The sequence below is a fragment of the Rhodococcus sp. Leaf225 genome (genome assembly GCF_001426145.1).
Taxonomy (GTDB): Bacteria; Actinomycetota; Actinomycetes; order Mycobacteriales; family Mycobacteriaceae; genus Rhodococcoides.
In genome coordinates this window covers 1-16,381 of record NZ_LMRN01000009.1, presented here as the reverse complement: position 1 = coordinate 16,381, position 16,381 = coordinate 1, and the positions used below count along the sequence as shown (strand labels likewise).

Below are 16,381 nucleotides of genomic sequence, written 5' to 3'. Positions count from 1 at the left end.
CGTGGGTAAGAAGAGCAAGAGAAACAGCGGACCGAAGCCCGACAGTCGACGCGCGGAGCTGCTGGAGCAGCGCAGAGTCGAGCGTGAGGCGCTGTCGTCCGCGCCGGTGCGGCCGTTCGAGGGCCTCGCCTTCGAGTGCGACATCGTGGCGATGCGCGAGTTCGTCGCCTCCGCGTCGGCATCCCTCCCGGTGACGGGAAGCGACCGTCCCTTCACCCTCGCGACCGTGCTCCCCGGTGCCGTCGCCGCACTCGTGCGTGACGACGAGCAGAAGAACGCGTTCGTCGCGATGCAGGTCCAGACCTTCTCGGAGGATCTGTCGGCCGACCTCGCCGCCTCCGTCGTGTGGGCCTCCTCGGCGACGCCCGGAACCTCGACGGCGGCGTCGAACCCGTCCGCCGAGACGCCCGCACTCAAGGAACTCGTGGACGCGACGTCGCCCCTGGACATCACCGTCCACAAGGACTTCTCGTGGTGGATCCCGGAGGGCGCGGGAGCGGACCCGGAGGTCGACGCCACCATCGAGCGCGCCAACGGTGCGATCCTCCCGTCCGCCCGCATCACGGCCGACGGTGTGTCCGCGGCCTGGTGGGTCGACGCCGGCGACAAGGCGCACATCCGCTGGGTCCGCCCCGAGGACGAGGATCAGTTGATGATCGCGCTGGCTCGCTTGCAGTCGGTGGGTGAACTGCATGTGGGGGAGGGATCGCGCTTCGCCGGCTCGTTCCGTACCCACGGCCTGCTCGTGCCCGTCTTCGACCTCGATCCCGAGGTTCATCCCGACGAATGGGCAACGGGCACAGCGGCTCTCGGCCGCAGGCTCGACGAGACGCTGGCCGACACCAGCGAGCTCACCTCCGAGCAGCGGCGCGCCCGTGACGGCCTGCGCAGCCGCCAGGTCACCCTGCGCTGACGATCAGGCGAGTCCCCCGGCGGCCCTCGGCGTGTTGCCGCCGCCGCGGGACTCGCTCGTCATCTCGCGGGCGATGAAGTCCTCGATGTGGAAGAGGTTCTCGCCGGCACGGTCGACGATGGTGAGCAGCGTCGTCATCGACGCCACCTCTTCGATCTGCTCGGCGAGGAACCACTGCATGAACTGCTCGCCCAGGTAGTCGCCGGTGTCGCGGGCGGTGCGTGCCAGCGTCGTGATCTGCTCGGTGACCTTCTTCTCCTGCCGCAGCGCCAGCTCGACCGGCTCGCGCACCGACCCGAACGCGTTCACGACGTCGTCGACCCCGGGCACCCGGACCTCGAGGTCGTTGTCCAGCAGGTACTGGATCATCATCATGGCGTGGCCGCGTTCCTCGTCGGCCTGGGCGTAGAACCGTGCGGCGAGCTGCGGCAGATCCGCCCCGTCGAAGTGGACCGCGATCGCGATGTACTGCTGCGAGGCGGTGAACTCGTGTCGCACCTGTTCACGGAGGAGAAGGTGGAACGCGCTGGACTCCCTGTCGTGGAACACCCCGGAATCCCGGGCGTCGGAGGCAGCGGACACGTCGTCGAGGCTCATGACGACACACGGTACTGGGTCGAGCGTGTCCGTCGGGACGCGTCATCCGCCGCCGACGAGGTCGGGGGGCAGCTGCTGATCGGTGGCCAGGAGCTCGAAGAACCGGGACGCCCGCTCGCGGTCGGACAGCAGGACGTTGCCCGAGCCGTCGACGTCCTCGAACCCGGAGACGGGAATGGTGGTGGTGACCATCTCCCCGCGCAGCGCCCAGCCGAGGGAGGCCAGATTCCAGATGTGGTCGCCGTCGTCGACCTGCAGCGACGTCACGACCCCCCGTACCAGCGGCACCGCCCGGAACGGGTTCAGGAAGGTGGTCGGGCTGGTCGCCTTCGAGAGCAACGACGACAGGAAGAGTCGTTGGTTGTTCATCCGATCGATGTCGGCGAGCGCCGTCGCGCGGCTGCGGACGAAGCCGAGCGCCTGCGGACCCGAGAGCTCCTGGCAGCCCGCACGCAGGTCGATTCCTGCCAGGGGGTCGACGATGTCGTAGGGCACGCAGATGTCCACCCCGCCGATCGCGTCGACCATGTCGGCGAACCCGCCGAAGCCCACCTCGGCGTAGTGATCGATGCGCAGGCCCGTCACACCCTCCACGGTCTGCACCAGCAGCGGCGCGCCGCCGAGGGAGAACGAGGCGTTGAGTTTGTCGGTGCCGTTGCCGGGAATCGGCACGTACCAGTCGCGCGGGAGGCTGACCATCGTGGTCGGGCCGCTCGCCGGCACGTGGATCAGCAGGATCGTGTCGGTCCGGCCGGCACCGATGTCCCCACCGGTCGCGAGTTCGGCCTCCTGCTCGGGAGTGAGTCCGGTACGACTGTCCGATCCGACGAGCAGCCAGTTGGTCCCCGGGGTGTCTGCCGGGCGACCCTCGTAGTTCCCGAGCGCGTCGACTCGGGACAGCGACGTGTCCGCCCAGACGGCGCCCCCGACGACGAGCAGGAGCAACACCACCAGGGCGATGCCTATGCGGCGACCCCATCGTGGCCGCCTGCGTCGACGCGTCGGCTCGGGCGGCACCTGGCGCGGCGGAACCGGGGCGGGAGCAGGGGCGCGGCCTCGATCGGCCGGCCCACGCCCGTCGTCGTACGGTCGCCGGTCGTCCCGGTACCGATCGTCACGCCGTGGCGCGTCCCGCGCCGGGGGAACCGCCGACCACGCCCGCGGATCCTGCCGGGGTGGTGGCTGCTGAGGACCCCGCTGCACACGGGTCTGGTCGGCCCACCCCGGAGGGCTGCCCGCCCGTCGCCGCACCACCGGCGGTTCCTCCGGACCCGGACGGCGAGGGGGTGGCGGTCGCCGCCGCGGGTCGTACGGAGGTTGCTGGCTCATCCGGCGACTCTAACCGGCCGACCTGTCAGCCCGGCAGCCACGAAACGTGATCCCGCAGGGCGGCGAACCCCACGAACGCCACGATGTCGATGAGGGCGTGGGCGATCACGAGGGGCCACAGTCGACCGGTGCGCTGGAAGTACCGGCCGAAGATCAGACCCATGACGAGGTTGCCGACGCCGGCCCCGAAGCCCTGGTAGAGGTGGTAGCTCCCGCGCAACACGGCCGACGCGAGCAGCGATCGGTTGTCGGTCCACCCGAGGGCGCGCAGCCGCGAGATCAGCCACGCCACCACCAGGACCTCCTCGGCGACCGAGTTGGCCACCGCGGAGAGCGTCAGCGTGATCGGGCGCCACCACACGTCGTTCAAGGTGCTCGGCAGCACCGTGACGTTGAGATCCAGTGCGACGGCGACGAGGTAGAACAGCAGGCCCGGGATGCCGATGATCGCGGCGAGCCCCACGCCGTGCAGCACGTGCGGGCGCAGGCGGGGACGTGCGAAGCCGATGGCGCGTGGCCCGATTCCGCTGCGCCACAACAGGTACAGACCGAGTGCCCCCCATGCGCAGAGCCGAACGACGCCGATCAGTTGACGGAGGAAGTCGATCGGTCCGAGAGTCGACTGCGGCACGTTGATCGCCACGGTCTGGTCCGACAGGGCGCCCTGCTCGAGCGCGCTCTCGACGAGAGAGAGAATGCTCGACAGTCCGCTGAGCCCGAACGTGAACAGCAGGACGACGACGATCTCGATCCGGATCGACCGTGGCGACTCGGTGGTGGGTGTCTTCTCCGGATGCACCCGGTCGATTGTGCCCGTGACCCGTCTCGAGGGTCGTGGTCAGTGGTGGTCGCGCGCCCGCAGGCCGTTCATGAACGGGCATCCGGCGAGCACGCGCAGCGCGCGACCGAGCTCGGTCACGTCGGACACGGGGTTCGCGAACGGCACCCGCACATCGTGGTCCTGACCCTGCCCCTCCACCCGGATCCCGACGCCGTAGCGGTCGATGCTCAGCGGCCGGGCGCGACCGATGCGCAACGACGGTGGGAGTCGCCGCGCGATCTGCTCGACCATGTCCGAGTGATCGCTGTCGAGGTGCTGCAGCCAGCCTCCCTCGACCTCCCAGAACGGATCGGGATCGGCGTTCATGAGGTCGCGCACCGGCACCGGCTCCGCCCCCGTTGCATCGGCCACGACGACGGACTCGAGCAGCAGACGCAGCAGGATGCCGCTGTGTCCGATGTCGAGCAGTCCGGCGTGCGGGTACTGGGAGGCGACCGCCGCGGCGACCGCGCGCTCGGCGGTGTCCGGGACGCGGCGCAGCTCACCGCTGAGCCAGACCAGCGAGCGCACGGGTTCGCGCAGGTCCAGGGGAGTGTGGTCGGTCAGTTCGAGCACGGCGGGGATCCCCGCGGAGCCGGCCTGGAAGGACACGGCCCCCACGGTGCTGTCCGCGGGCACCACCATGACGATCTCGCCTGGCGAGCGCAGGAAGTGCATGGTCGTGGCGACGGGTGCGCTGCCCTCCACCGCCAGGACGGTGTGCTCGGCACGCAGACACACGCTGCGCACCCGCTCGGCGGTGGACGGCGCGGTGGTGGTGACGACACCGTTCATGACGGCCCCCTCGGGTGGAAGTAATTAGGTAAGGGTTAGCTAACCAGCCCTCGCGTCGGTGCGCAAGACGTCGAACTAGACTCGGAGCGTGCCCACGATGCTGACCTTGGGCGTGCGCCCCCGGCGAGATCCCGAGGCCCTGTTCGCCGACCTGCTCGTCGCGACCGTCGACGACGTGGCGACGGCGGAGGCCCTCGAAGCGCACCCACTCGTCGGAACGGCCTGTGTCCCGCTGAGTGCGGTGGACGACTCGGCCGCCCTCGAACGGTTCCTCGTACGACTGGACGTGGCTCCGCCCGACGAGCCGCCCTCGGTGCGCGCCTACGTGGTCGAGGCGACCGCCGAGCAGCTGGGCGACGCGGTGGCGATCGCGCCGGGCTCGTCCGTCGTCGTGCTCTGTCCGGACGGCGACGTCGTGGAGACGACGGCGCTCGTCGATCGGGCCGGTCGGCATCCCGGCCTGGACGCGGGGTGGTCCGAGGATAGGGTCGCCGACTTCCTCGCGGTCGTCGCGCACGCAGAACACGGGTTCTTCGCCGTCGCGACCGACACGTCCTCGGTGCTCGCCGTGCTCGCCGGAACGGTGGCCGCACTGCGCGGCGACGACGTCCGCAGCGCGCTCCGCTCCCCGGATCTGGCCGCGCTGGTGGCCCTTCATCCCGACGCCGCGGCCGCGACCCGAGAGGTCCTTCTCGGTGTCCTGGTGCCGAACGCCGGGAACATCGCACACGAACTTCGCCGTCGTATCGACGAGATCACCGGCGACGCGGCGGGGGACGCGTAGCGTGACCGGGGTGCGCATCGCCTACTTCGGACCCTCGGGAACGTTCACCGAGATGGCCCTGGGGAAGCTCGAGGCGGACGGGGCGTTCGGCGCTCCCGTCGAGCGCGTCAGTGCGTCGAGCCCGCCCGCCACCCTCGAACTGGTGCGCTCCGGTGCGGCCGACGGCGCCGTGGTGCCCATCGAGAATTCGGTGCAGGGCTCGGTCCCGCCCACCCTCGACGCGCTCGCGATCGGGGACCGGCTGCAGATCCTCGCGGAGACCGAACTCGACGTGGCCTTCACCATCGTCGCTCGTCCGGGCACCGCCATGGCGGACGTCCGCACGATCCGGGCCTACCCCCACGCCGCCGCCCAGGTCCAGCAGTGGATCGCCGCCACCATGCCCGATGCTCAGGTGGAGTTCGCGTCGTCCAATGCCGGTGCGGCCGAGGACGTCGCGGCCGGACTCGCCGACGCCGCGGTGTCCACCGGTCTGGCGGGCCGACGGCACGGACTCGACGTACTGGCCGACGGCGTGGCCGACGTGGAGAACGCACGGACCCGCTTCGTGTACGTCACGCGCCCGTGCCCGCCGCCTGCGCCCACGGGGGCGGATCGCACTGCCGTGGTGCTCACTCCCGCCAACAGGCCCGGCACGTTGGTGTCCGCGCTGGCCGAGTTCAGCACGCGCGACATCGATCTGACGTTCATCGAGTCTCGCCCTCTCCGTACCCATCTGGGCACCTACCGCTTCTACATCGACTGCGTCGGCCACATCGACGACGTCGCGGTGGCGGACGCCCTGCGGGTCCTGCACTCGCGCACCGACGTGCGGTTCCTCGGCTCCTGGCCCAGCGCGCACGTCGCCGCCGGCGGTCCTCGCCCCACCGACGACCGCGGCCGGGACTGGTTGGACGCGTTGCGACGGGGAGATCGGTGAGCGGCCGACTCGTCCTGGTGCGGCACGGTCAGACCCACTCGAACGTCGCTCGTCGTCTCGACACTCTGCCGCCCGGCGCGGAGCTGACCGAGCTCGGACACCGACAGGCGCGGGAGTACGCCCGGACGGTGACGCGGACCCCGGCCGCCGTGGTGTCGTCCATCGCCGTCCGCGCACGTCAGACCGCGCAGTACCTGGCCGACGCGACCGGTACGCCGCTGACGGTGCGCGACGGTCTGCAGGAGACGTTCGTCGGCGACCTCGAGGACCGCAGCGCCGAGGAGGACCACGCCCGCTTCACCGCGGTGTACCGCACCTGGCTGGACGGTGACCTCGATGCCCGCCTGCCCGGGGGCGAGTCCGGCGCCGACGTGCTCGCCCGCTACGTGCCGGTACTGGACGAGCTCCGCGCCACCCACCTCGGCGACGATTCCGCCACCGTCCACGTGGTGAGTCACGGTGCTGCGATTCGGCTCGTCGCCGCGGTGCTGTCCGGGATCGATCGCGACTTCGCCGCCGACAACCATCTCGACAACACGGGGACCGTCGAACTGGTTCCCGCCGAAGGTGTCTCGGCCTGGGACTGCGTGCGCTGGGGCGACTACACGCCCCCGTTCGAGACGAAGGGCAGCCGCACTCCCGACGATCCGATGGGCTGAGCGGACACACGGACCAGGTGGTCGTCGAGTATCGAGCGCCGTTCCAGCGAGGTGATCAGCGAGCGGAGTGCTCCGACGGTGCGTACCGGTGTCGCGGATCGCACGGATGTGCTCGATCGTCCGGCCGGATCCTGGACCGTGGTCGCGACGACACGGCCGGAGTCGCTGTCGTACACCGCGATCGACGGGTCGACCGTGGTGGTGACACCGTGATCGTGTCGGAGTCCGACGATCTCGGTGTGGCGGGTGCAGTGCGGGACGACGTCCTCGATACCGGCCGTGAGGACGTCGGTGTACTCGGTCAGCGGATCGATCGGCGCTCCTGCGGCGTCGCCGAGCCAGGCCGCGATCAGGGCGGCCACGTCCGTGTCGACCCGCGTGATCGTCACCGATCCCTCGCTCGCGGTCATCCACACCGGATCGTCGATGTCGTTGCCGCACAGACATCCTCGCCGGTTCTCGATTCCGGTGGAGTGGCCGACGATGCGGACGTCGACACTCCAGCGAGGCGCCGCCGCCGCGCGGAGCATCGCGGCCAGGGCACGGTGCGGGCGGCCGTCGGCCGCGACCAGGAGTCGATCGGCGAGGCGTCGGGCGGCACTCGCGAGCACGGTCGCGCGATCGGCGACGGTCGCGCCGGCCGGGTGCCATCCGAGAACGGCAGGGAGAGAATGTCTCCCGATCGCCCCCAGGAGGTACGTCAGTTCGTCCGTGTCGAGCGTGAGCGAACCCTCGAGCGGGACGTCCCCGCCCAGCACCGGCGCCGCGCTCATCGCCGCGCCCCGATGACGGCGGGCACGACCGGAACTCCCGCCTCCTCCTCGACGACGGCAGGTGTCCTGCGGGCGTGCACGACCTCGTCGGAGCCGAGCCTGCTGTGACCCATGGGAAGTCCCGCGCCGAACGGCGACCGGGCGTGCGCGGCGCCGGACGCGGACGCGTCCTGTCCCGCTGACACCGCCGTGTCCGATCCGACGCCCGCACCGAGGAACGGTGACGGCGTCCGTGCGAACGAGCCACCGGCGGCGTGCACGGAGCCACCCTGCCCGCTGCCACCTCGCCCGCCGCCGCCACCCCACCCGGTGGCGACCATCGGAACCTGCTGCGGCACAGCGTGGGTGATCGTCGGTGCCGCACCGGCCTGCGGTGCCGACGACAGAACGGAGGACAGCGTCGACCCGGCCTGCGCGGGCATCTGCTGGATCAGCGACGCCGCCCTCGTGACGGCGGGATCGTGTCCGATGCTGTCCGTGGTGAGGGGCGACCGGTGACCCTGGTGCGCCGCCCCGTCCGAGAATCCATGCTTCTGCCGGTCGGATCCGCTGTCGTCCGACGGCGGTGTCCCGGCCTCGCCCGGCACCGGCCCGTGACCGGGGACAGCAGAGATGACCGTGGAGGTGGCCGCGGTGACCGCCGTGGTGATCTGCGGGGGCATCTGCAGACCGTCGACGAGCGCGAGCGGCGCCGTCGCCGCTTCGTACGCCTCCATGACCAGGGCGGCGCGGAGATCGAGCGCGGCGTCGGCGGCATCGGCAGCCTGCGCCGCGCCGGTGAGGGCGCCGCCGGTGGCGTACGCGGTGGTGCGTCCGGCCTTCACCGCGGCGATCTCCGGCAGTGTCGGCATGACGGCGAGCGCGGTCACCACCGTCGCGGACTGGGCGGCGGCCCGAGCGGACACGGCCGCGGCGTGCTGCGCCGCTCCCGTGCCCCACGTCGCGAACGCCGTCATCCCCGCTCCGGCGGCGTCGGCGGCATCCCCGTCCCACGTGGCTGCCAGTGCGGACGCGACACCGCTGACCGTCGCGGTGGCCGCGGCGAGTGCCGTGGCCACCGCGGCCCACGCCGTGCCGGCGGCGGCCAGCGGAGCGGGGCCGGCACCCGCGAGCAGTGCGGCCGAGTTCACCGCCGCGGTACGCGGGAGCCAGAACACCCCGGTGGGCCCGGCCGTCACGCGGTGCCCGCGGTCAGGGCCGTGGAGAACGACGCGTCGACCTCGCGGTAGGCCGCCGCCTGGACTCGCAGGGCAGCCGCCGTCTCGCGGAGCTCGGTCACCGCCGCGGACGTCGAGGTGTCGAGAGACTGCGCGGTCGACCAGAAGTAGCGTGCAGCCAGCGCGGACACCTCGTCGCTGCCCGCGGGAGGAGGACGGAGCGCGACGGACGCGGAGGCGAGAGACGATGCCAGGCGCATCGCCGCGGCATCGAGTTCCGACGCGGCCGCGAGCAGCGCCTCGGGATCGACGAGTACGTGGCCGGGCATGGGGTCTCCGTTCGAGCGTCCGGTCGGATCTCGAGACTTGGACGCGCGACGGCGGGAATCGGTTCCGCGGGTGGAGAACGGAGCTCAGCCGAAGCCGAGTTCGTGCAGGCGATCGTCGTCGATGCCGAAGTGGTGCCCGATCTCGTGAGCGACGGTCACCGCGATCTCGCGGCGCGCGTCGTCCTCGTCACGGGCGATGTCGAGGATCGGCAGTCGGTAGATCGTGATGACGTCCGGCAGGTGCCCGCTGTACTCGAACCGTTCGGTCAGAGCGACGCCCTCGTACAGACCCAGGAGATCCTCGGTCGGGTGCTCGTCCTCGACCAGCACGACGACGTTGTTCATGTATGCGGCCAGCTCGTCCGGGAGAGTGTCCAGCGCATCGCCGACCGCGTTCTCGAACTCCGCTTCGGACATGCTGACCGACACGTCACGCACCGGGCAGGGGAGACGCTCCGGGGAGCGGGATCGGCAGGCTGCGGCCGTCCGGAACGGGAGGCGGCGGAACCGGCGCGGCGCCGTCGATGGTGATGTCGCCCTTCGCCGAGCCGACGATGGACGCGAACCCGCCCGACTCGACCTCCTTGCCGATGGAGCAGCTCACCTTCTTGCTGCCCGCCAACCAGCTCGAGGCGTCGACGTTGTCCCAGAACAGCGTCAACGTCTTCTCCCGGAGAACGTCCGGACCGCCCAGGTAGGCGTCCGACGCCTGGGTGCACGTGGGTTCGAGATAGCGGTCCTGGTCCTCGACGGACGGTAGTCCGCCGGGAAACTGCGCGGCGAGATCCACCACCGACACCACCTCGAAGGCGTGCGGAGCGGTGCAGTCGATCGGGTCTGTCGGCACGCCCGACTCGACGCCGACGCAACTACCGGTCTCCCAGACCATCGACTGGTCCTGGTCGGCGACGCTGCCGGTCATCACCTGCAGCGCGCTGGTCGCGCCGGTCTGTTGGATGCCGCACCGGATCGCGCGCTCGCCCGCGGCCCACCCGGCCTGGCTGGGGAACATGAGGCCGACCGAGTACTTGCCCGTGGGGTCGAAGCGGCCCCCGGTGTAGTCCTGCACCGCGGTCTCACAGTGTTCGTCGCGCAGGGAGGCGAAGCGGGCCGCGTCGGGATACGGCGATCCCGTCGCGAACTCGGCGACCGGGTACACCCCGAGGTCCACCGTCTCGGCGACCTCGAAGCGGTGCGGCTCCGCGCAACTCACCTCGGCGAGGTCCTGGCGGTCGGTGTCGGGGTCGTCGGTGGGGGTCCACTGCAGGCAGTCGCCCGCGTCGGACGAGCCGAAGGACGTCGTCGACGCGGTTCCGACGGTTCCTGCCGTGGACGGTGTGGCGAGCTTCTCGCTCCGGTCGAACCCACCGGACACACCGATGGTGACGGCGGCGGCTCCGATGGCGCCGATCGCGACCAGGGCGAGCAGCCGACGGGCGTTCGAGGCCTGGACGGTGCGGGGACCACTCTTCTCGTCCGTCGCGGTGTCGGTCTCGTCGGCCGTCGATGCCTCGGGTACCACCGCGTCGGGCGCGGACGTGTCGGATGTGGACGCGTCGGGTGTCGCGATCTCGGACGTCGGGGCGTCGTCGACCACCGGGCCGTCCTCGCCGGACGGGCTCGGGGTGGGATCTTCGGGCTTCGGAGACATCGGCTCCATCATGCCTGCCGGTAGGTTCGGACGGTATGAGTGGTGCTGATACCGAGGACACCGGGCTCGAGGCCGGGATCGAGGACCTCGCGACGCGCGTGTTCGACATGGCACGCAGCGGCGACACCGCCGCACTCACCGCGTACGTCGACGCGGGCGTGCCCGTGGATCTGACGAACGGATCCGGGGACACCCTGGTGATGCTGGCGGCCTATCACGGTCACGCCGAGAGCGTCGTGGCCCTCGCGCACCGCGGAGCCGACGTGAACCGCGCGAACGACAAGGGGCAGACCCCGCTCGCCGGTGCCGTGTTCAAGGGGGAGGACGAGGTCGTCCGGGCACTGGTCGACGCCGGAGCCGACGCCGATGCGGGGCATCCGACCGCGGTCGACGCCGCGCGCATGTTCGGCCGAGAGGACTACCTGGACGTCCTCGGACGAGGGTGACCACATCGCCCCAGTAGGCTGACGTCCCGTGATCGACCTCAGAGTTGTCCGCGAGGACCCCGACGCCGTCCGTCAGTCGCAGCGCACCCGTGGCGAGGATCCGTCCCTGGTGGATGCGTTGCTCGAGGCGGACACCGCGCGCCGGGCCGCCGTGTCGGCTGCCGACAACCTCCGTGCTGAACACAAGGCGTTCGGTAAGAAGATCGGTAAGGCCACTCCCGACGAGCGCCCGCAACTTCTCGCGACGGCGTCCGCGCTCGCCGCACGGGTGAAGGAGGCGGAGGCCGAGCAGAATGCCGCCGACGCGGCTCTCGACACCGCACACCGTGCGATCTCCAACATCGTGCAGGAGGGCGCGCCGGCCGGCGGCGAGGACGACTTCGTCACCCTCGAGACGATCGGTGAGATCCCGACCATCGAGAATCCGAAGGACCACCTCGAGCTCGGCGAGGCTCTCGGGATCATCGACATGGAGCGCGGCGCCAAGGTGTCGGGCGCTCGGTTCTACTTCCTGACCGGTTACGGCGCACTGCTGCAGCTCGGTCTGCTGCAGCTCGCTGCCCAGAAGGCAGTGTCGAACGGGTTCACGATGGTCATCCCACCGGTGCTCGTGCGGCCGGAGATCATGGCCGGGACCGGCTTCCTGGGCGCGCACTCGTCGGAGATCTACCACTTGGACGACGACGACCTCTACCTCGTCGGCACGTCGGAGGTGCCCCTCGCCGGCTACCACTCGGGCGAGATCCTCGATCTGAACGGCGGCCCGAAGCGCTATGCGGGATGGTCGTCGTGCTTCCGCCGCGAGGCCGGCAGCTACGGCAAGGACACCCGCGGCATCATCCGTGTCCACCAGTTCGACAAGGTGGAGATGTTCGTCTACACCCGTCCCGAGGACGCGGACGCGGAACACCAGCGGCTCCTCGGCTGGGAGAAGGAGATGCTCGCCGCGGTCGAGTTGCCGTACCGCGTCATCGACACCGCCGGCGGCGACCTGGGATCGTCGGCTGCGCGCAAGTTCGACTGCGAGGCATGGCTTCCCACGCAGAACACCTACCGTGAACTCACGTCCACCTCGAACTGCACCACGTTCCAGGCGCGTCGACTCGGTGTTCGTTACCGCGACGAGAACGGGAAGCCGCAGACGGCGGCGACGCTCAACGGGACCCTGGCCACGACGCGGTGGATCTCCGCGATCCTAGAGAACCACCAGCAGCCCGATGGCAGCGTTCGCATTCCCGAGGCACTCGTCCCGTTCATCGGGACCGATGTGCTGCGCCCGCCGACCTCATAGCCGTACTGCACGTGAACGCACCCGATCGTGACTGGATCTGCCGTGTCGCAGGTTTCCGATCGATCGGGTGCGCTCACGTGCATCTGTGAGGCCGAGAATCAGCAATGCGGGGTTGCTACTCGTCCCGTGTCGGCGGTTCGGTGACCAGGACGTCGTCCGCCGGCAGCGGGACGGCGAGTTCCACCATCCGCTCCGGATACGACGGGTAGGCGGGGCGGATCCAGACCTTGGTGTCGTCCAACTGCGTCATGACCATCCGACGCCACTGCCATTCCGGTGTCGCACGCCGGAGATCCAGCTCGCTGACAAGCGGTAACGGCGCACGCGCCCAGTAGGGCACGGACAGCGAGCTCAGCCCGCGCGCTTCGAGAACGTCGATTGCCGCCTCGAGCTGCACGTCTTCGGCGATCACGTGGCCGACAGGGTTGACGGCGTCCACGAGTTCGCCGTCGTCGCGAGCCAGGTCGGAGACGGTCCACCCCACGAGCTCACCGTCCGATGCTCTGGTCACGGGGAGTCGGCTACGCCACCGATCGATATCCACTTCCTCGACGGTACCGATGTCCGCGTCGGCTCATGATTCCCAGGACCGCGCCAACTTCCGTGCCGAGGCGATGATTGCGCGTGCCTCGTCCCGGTCGACGCGTGCCTGCAGAAGTGCGCCCGAGCTCATCGTCACCAGAATGCGAGCCCGATTCTCGGGATCGTCGTCACCCCGGTTCACCAGGGCGTCGGTGACCGCATCGGTGAGTCGCCGACGGTAGGCGTCGACGACGGCGGCGAGGGTGTCGTCGTGCGCGGCGGATCCCGCAGCAGTGTTGACCAGAAGACAGCCGCGACGTGGTGCTTCGGCATCGAGGTTCTCGAGTTCGACGTCCATCGACGCGAAGTACGCGTCCAGACCGTCGTCGGTACGCAACAGGGCGAGCCGCGGTGCCACCACCGTGTCGAGATAGTCCTGCACCGCTGCGTCGAACAGGCCGCGCTTGCTGGTGAACGCGTGATAGATGCTGGACCGGGACAGCCCGGTCGCCGCCTCGAGTTCGGGCAGAGAAGCGCCATCGAAGCCTCTGTGCCAGAACACATCCCGCGCATCAGTGACGACCTGCGCCGCATCGAACGTCGCTCTCCTACCCATCTGTCACCTTTCGTCGGTGAGGCGTACGGTATTTACTGTACCGAACGATCCACAAAAGGAGTATTTCGTGAAGAGCACCCAGATCCAGTTGGTCTCCCGTCCCACCGGATGGCCCACCGAGGAGAACTTCCGCACCGTGGAGACGGAGTTGCCCGAACTCGGCGACGGCCAGGTGCGCGTCGCCAACGACTTCCTGTCCGTCGACCCGTACATGCGAGGGCGCATGAACGACGTGCGGTCCTACGTGCCGCCCTTCGCACTGAACGAGACCATGACGGGTGGCGCCGTGGGCCGGGTCGTCGAGAGCCGTTCGGACGAGCATCCCGTGGGCAGCGTCGTGGTGCACCAGCTCGGGTGGCGCGACGTCGCGCAGGCCGAAGCGTCGCAGTTCCGCGTGGTGCGCGAGATCGACGGTGTCCCCACCTCGGCCTACCTCGGCATCCTCGGCATGACCGCACTCACCGCCTACGTCGGACTGCAGGACGTGGCGCGCCTGCAGGAGGGCGACACGCTGTTCGTGTCCGGTGCAGCGGGCGCCGTCGGCAGCGCGGTCGGGCAGATCGCACGGATCCTCGGCGCGGGACGCGTCGTCGGTTCTGCGGGATCACCGGAGAAGGTGGACTTGCTCACCAGCAAGTACGGGTTCGACGCGGCCTTCGACTACAAGCAGGCTCCTGTGCGCGACCAACTGCGTGAGGCAGCCCCGGACGGCATCGACGTGTACTTCGACAACGTCGGCGGCGACCACCTCGAAGCGGCGCTCGACGCGTTCAACGACGGTGGCAGGACCGCACTGTGCGGAGCGATATCCGCCTACAACACTGTGGGAACGACGCCGGGGCCGGACAACATGTCGAACATCGTGACCCGCGGTCTCACCCTGCAGGGATTCACGGTCGGCAACTACCTGCACCGGTTCCCCCAGTTCGCGGAGGACATGGGGACGTGGCTCTCCGAGGGTCGCGTGACCTTCGACGAGACGGTCGTGCACGGCATCGAGAACACGGTGGAGGCGTTCCTGGGGATGCTGCGCGGGGAGAACACCGGGAAGATGGTCGTGGCGGTGGGCAACTCCCGCTGACGGAGTGCCCTACCGGACGAGCCCCTCTCGGGGGCGGCGACGAGCCGCTACGCTGCACCGTGTGGACCCCGTCTATCGCACTGTCATCGGAATCGCTCGCACCGTCTTCGCGGCGCAGGGGCTGAAGTTCGACGTCGAGGGCGCGGAGAACATCCCCGCTCGGGGTGGCGCCGTGATCGCCATCAACCACACGGGCTACCTGGACTTCACCTACGCCGGCCTGCCTGCGCGGAAGCACAAGCGGTACATCCGGTTCATGGCGAAGAAGGAAGTGTTCGACAACCCCAAGTCGGGGCCGATCATGCGCTCTCTCAAGCACATCGCGGTCGACCGCGCCGCCGGCGCGGAGTCCTACCGGGCTGCGGTCGACGCGTTGTCGCGAGGCGAACTGGTGGGGGTCTATCCCGAAGCCACGATCAGTCGCAGCTTCGAGATCAAGGAGTTCAAGTCGGGCGCGGCCCGGATGGCGATCGAGGCCGGGGTCCCCGTGATCCCGGTGGTCATCTGGGGCGCGCAGCGTGTGTGGACCAAGGGGTTCCCGAAAAAGCTCGGACGCACGAAGACCCCGATCTCCATCGCGGTGGGAGAGCCGATCGCGCCGACCATGTCGGCCGGTGACCTCACCGCCCACCTGCGATCGACGATGCAGACCATGCTCGCCGACGTGCAGAAGAACTATCACCATCCCGCCGGCGAGTACTGGGTACCGGCCCGTCTCGGGGGGACGGCCCCGACCCTCGAGGAAGCCGACAAGTTGGATGCCGTCGACCTCGAGGCTCGGATGGCAGCGCGAGACGAGCGCAAGCGCGCCTCGGACTGACTAGCTGTTGGGACCGGCGATCTCCAGGGCGATGTTGTCGGGATCCCGGAACTCGAGGATCGCCATGCCGGCGTCACCGAGATCCTTCACCGGCTCGTGCTCGATGCCCAGGGTGTCCAGCAGTGCGGCGGCGTCGTGCAGATCCTGCAACGACGCGACACTGAAGCTGAGATGGTCCAGGCCGGCGCGGTCCTCGGCGAACGTGTCGTCACCCGGAGCCACGGGGCGCAGACCGAGCAGCCCGCCGCCGAACTTGTAGATGACTCCGCCGAAGAGGAACCCCAGCGCTTCCTTCGTTGCCTCGTCCGGGTTCGGCGGGAGCTCGAAGGCCACCTCGAAACCGAAGACGTCGTCGTAGAACTTCCGCGAGGTCGCGATGTCACTGACAGTGAGTCGCACATGGTTGTAGTCGACTGCTGCGATAGGCACGAAATACTCCGTTCCGGTACGCCTGCCGACACGACCATCGGGCCGGCTCGGGCGCACTCTGGAGGTATTCGTGGCCGTGCATGAGAGCGATGTGCCGGCCTCTCGCACTGTTCGACACGCCGTGAGCAGGCGATTTGCATCTCGCGAATCACTCACGTAACTTTCTTCGAGTCAGAGCGACACGGACACCGACCGAAAGCCTTACGGGGCTGGGAGAACGAGGTGGGACGGAGTCGCATGGCCGATCGGACAGGAAAGGTTCGGCTGCACCTCGTGTAGGCTGAGCGTACAGTCCAACTTCCTGATCTACGTGGTGCCTGGTGTTTGACTCGGGTGTTGCGGTGTGGTTAGGCTGGAACGGTTGCCCCGGATCCTCCTGCTTCGTGCGGGTGGTGGTGGTGTGTGCGTGTTCTTTGAGAACTCAACAGTGTGTCGATGAATGTCAGTGCC

At 69.5% G+C, this 16,381-nt stretch carries 20 protein-coding genes; 8 read left to right on the top strand and 12 right to left on the bottom strand.

Going from position 1 to position 16,381, the window contains the following annotated elements; all coding sequences use genetic code 11:
- The first annotated feature begins 1 nt into the window (after position 1).
- Positions 2 to 913, top strand: coding sequence for a DUF5926 family protein (locus ASG69_RS04435; protein ID WP_056440741.1), 912 nt, complete (start codon positions 2 to 4; stop codon positions 911 to 913).
- A gap of 3 nt (positions 914 to 916) precedes the next feature.
- Here the strand turns inward: ASG69_RS04435 and ASG69_RS04430 are convergent, their stop codons facing one another.
- From ASG69_RS04430 to ASG69_RS04415, 4 genes are all read right to left on the bottom strand, one after another.
- On the bottom strand, positions 917 to 1,510 hold the full coding sequence (locus tag ASG69_RS04430) for a ferritin (protein WP_082544257.1): 594 nt from the start codon (positions 1,508 to 1,510) through the stop codon (positions 917 to 919).
- Positions 1,511 to 1,552: 42 nt separating this feature from the next.
- Positions 1,553 to 2,461 carry an LCP family protein gene (locus ASG69_RS04425; protein ID WP_442971092.1) on the bottom strand — a complete coding sequence of 303 codons (909 nt, stop codon included), beginning with the start codon at positions 2,459 to 2,461 and terminating at the stop codon, positions 1,553 to 1,555.
- A gap of 403 nt (positions 2,462 to 2,864) precedes the next feature.
- Positions 2,865 to 3,647 (bottom strand): CPBP family intramembrane glutamic endopeptidase, encoded by a 783-nt coding sequence (locus ASG69_RS04420; protein WP_051613717.1) that lies wholly within the window; start codon positions 3,645 to 3,647, stop codon positions 2,865 to 2,867.
- 30 nt (positions 3,648 to 3,677) lie between these two features.
- Complete coding sequence (locus tag ASG69_RS04415; RefSeq protein ID WP_027507320.1) at positions 3,678 to 4,454, bottom strand: DUF2470 domain-containing protein; 777 nt, start codon at positions 4,452 to 4,454, stop codon at positions 3,678 to 3,680.
- Positions 4,455 to 4,542: 88 nt separating this feature from the next.
- Here ASG69_RS04415 and ASG69_RS04410 point away from each other — a divergent pair, with 88 nt between their 5' ends.
- From ASG69_RS04410 to ASG69_RS04400, 3 genes are read left to right on the top strand one after another with little or no spacing between them, the layout of a single operon-like run.
- Positions 4,543 to 5,238 carry a hypothetical protein gene (locus ASG69_RS04410; RefSeq protein WP_056440738.1) on the top strand — a complete coding sequence of 232 codons (696 nt, stop codon included), beginning with the start codon at positions 4,543 to 4,545 and terminating at the stop codon, positions 5,236 to 5,238.
- 1 nt (position 5,239) lies between these two features.
- A complete protein-coding gene (gene pheA, locus ASG69_RS04405) occupies positions 5,240 to 6,157 on the top strand; it encodes a prephenate dehydratase (protein WP_268788538.1) in 918 nt (305 codons plus the stop codon).
- Complete coding sequence (locus ASG69_RS04400) at positions 6,154 to 6,816, top strand: histidine phosphatase family protein (protein ID WP_056440734.1); 663 nt, start codon at positions 6,154 to 6,156, stop codon at positions 6,814 to 6,816. Before pheA ends, ASG69_RS04400 begins: the two co-directional genes overlap by 4 nt.
- Here ASG69_RS04400 and ASG69_RS04395 read toward each other — a convergent pair.
- From ASG69_RS04395 to ASG69_RS04375, 5 genes are all read right to left on the bottom strand, one after another.
- On the bottom strand, positions 6,759 to 7,589 hold the full coding sequence (locus ASG69_RS04395) for an ESX secretion-associated protein EspG (protein WP_056440731.1): 831 nt from the start codon (positions 7,587 to 7,589) through the stop codon (positions 6,759 to 6,761). The genes ASG69_RS04400 and ASG69_RS04395 overlap by 58 nt on opposite strands.
- The gene (locus tag ASG69_RS04390) at positions 7,586 to 8,767 is read right to left on the bottom strand and encodes a PPE domain-containing protein (protein WP_056440729.1); all 1,182 of its coding nucleotides are present in this window, start codon (positions 8,765 to 8,767) and stop codon (positions 7,586 to 7,588) included. The genes ASG69_RS04395 and ASG69_RS04390 overlap by 4 nt, the downstream gene beginning before the upstream one ends.
- Entirely contained in the window at positions 8,764 to 9,075 is a 312-nt protein-coding gene (locus tag ASG69_RS04385; RefSeq protein ID WP_027507316.1) for a PE domain-containing protein, read from the bottom strand. The genes ASG69_RS04390 and ASG69_RS04385 overlap by 4 nt, the downstream gene beginning before the upstream one ends.
- Before the next feature lie 84 nt (positions 9,076 to 9,159).
- The gene (locus tag ASG69_RS04380) at positions 9,160 to 9,492 is read right to left on the bottom strand and encodes a metallopeptidase family protein (protein WP_081821502.1); all 333 of its coding nucleotides are present in this window, start codon (positions 9,490 to 9,492) and stop codon (positions 9,160 to 9,162) included.
- 13 nt (positions 9,493 to 9,505) lie between these two features.
- A complete protein-coding gene (locus ASG69_RS04375) occupies positions 9,506 to 10,726 on the bottom strand; it encodes a septum formation family protein (protein ID WP_081821501.1) in 1,221 nt (406 codons plus the stop codon).
- A 35-nt stretch (positions 10,727 to 10,761) separates the two neighbouring features.
- On the opposite strand from ASG69_RS04375, the gene ASG69_RS04370 reads away from it, so the two are divergent.
- Both ASG69_RS04370 and serS read left to right on the top strand, forming a co-directional pair.
- Positions 10,762 to 11,172: an ankyrin repeat domain-containing protein gene (locus ASG69_RS04370; RefSeq protein ID WP_027507313.1), complete on the top strand. Its 411-nt coding sequence runs from the start codon at positions 10,762 to 10,764 to the stop codon at positions 11,170 to 11,172.
- A 28-nt stretch (positions 11,173 to 11,200) separates the two neighbouring features.
- On the top strand, positions 11,201 to 12,463 hold the full coding sequence (gene serS / locus ASG69_RS04365) for a serine--tRNA ligase (protein WP_056440724.1): 1,263 nt from the start codon (positions 11,201 to 11,203) through the stop codon (positions 12,461 to 12,463).
- 115 nt (positions 12,464 to 12,578) lie between these two features.
- On the opposite strand, the gene ASG69_RS04360 is transcribed toward serS, so the two are convergent.
- Together ASG69_RS04360 and ASG69_RS04355 are read right to left on the bottom strand one after the other, a co-directional pair.
- Entirely contained in the window at positions 12,579 to 12,974 is a 396-nt protein-coding gene (locus ASG69_RS04360) for a hypothetical protein (protein ID WP_235578851.1), read from the bottom strand.
- Between the two features lie 63 nt (positions 12,975 to 13,037).
- The gene (locus ASG69_RS04355) at positions 13,038 to 13,601 is read right to left on the bottom strand and encodes a TetR/AcrR family transcriptional regulator (protein ID WP_056440719.1); all 564 of its coding nucleotides are present in this window, start codon (positions 13,599 to 13,601) and stop codon (positions 13,038 to 13,040) included.
- Between the two features lie 67 nt (positions 13,602 to 13,668).
- Here ASG69_RS04355 and ASG69_RS04350 point away from each other — a divergent pair, with 67 nt between their 5' ends.
- On the top strand, positions 13,669 to 14,682 hold the full coding sequence (locus ASG69_RS04350) for an NADP-dependent oxidoreductase (protein WP_056440714.1): 1,014 nt from the start codon (positions 13,669 to 13,671) through the stop codon (positions 14,680 to 14,682).
- A gap of 61 nt (positions 14,683 to 14,743) precedes the next feature.
- Complete coding sequence (locus ASG69_RS04345) at positions 14,744 to 15,502, top strand: lysophospholipid acyltransferase family protein (protein ID WP_027507308.1); 759 nt, start codon at positions 14,744 to 14,746, stop codon at positions 15,500 to 15,502.
- Here the strand turns inward: ASG69_RS04345 and ASG69_RS04340 are convergent, their stop codons facing one another.
- Positions 15,503 to 15,931, bottom strand: a complete 429-nt coding sequence (locus ASG69_RS04340; RefSeq protein WP_027507307.1) for a VOC family protein — start codon at positions 15,929 to 15,931, stop codon at positions 15,503 to 15,505.
- Between the last annotated feature and the right edge of the window lie 450 nt (positions 15,932 to 16,381).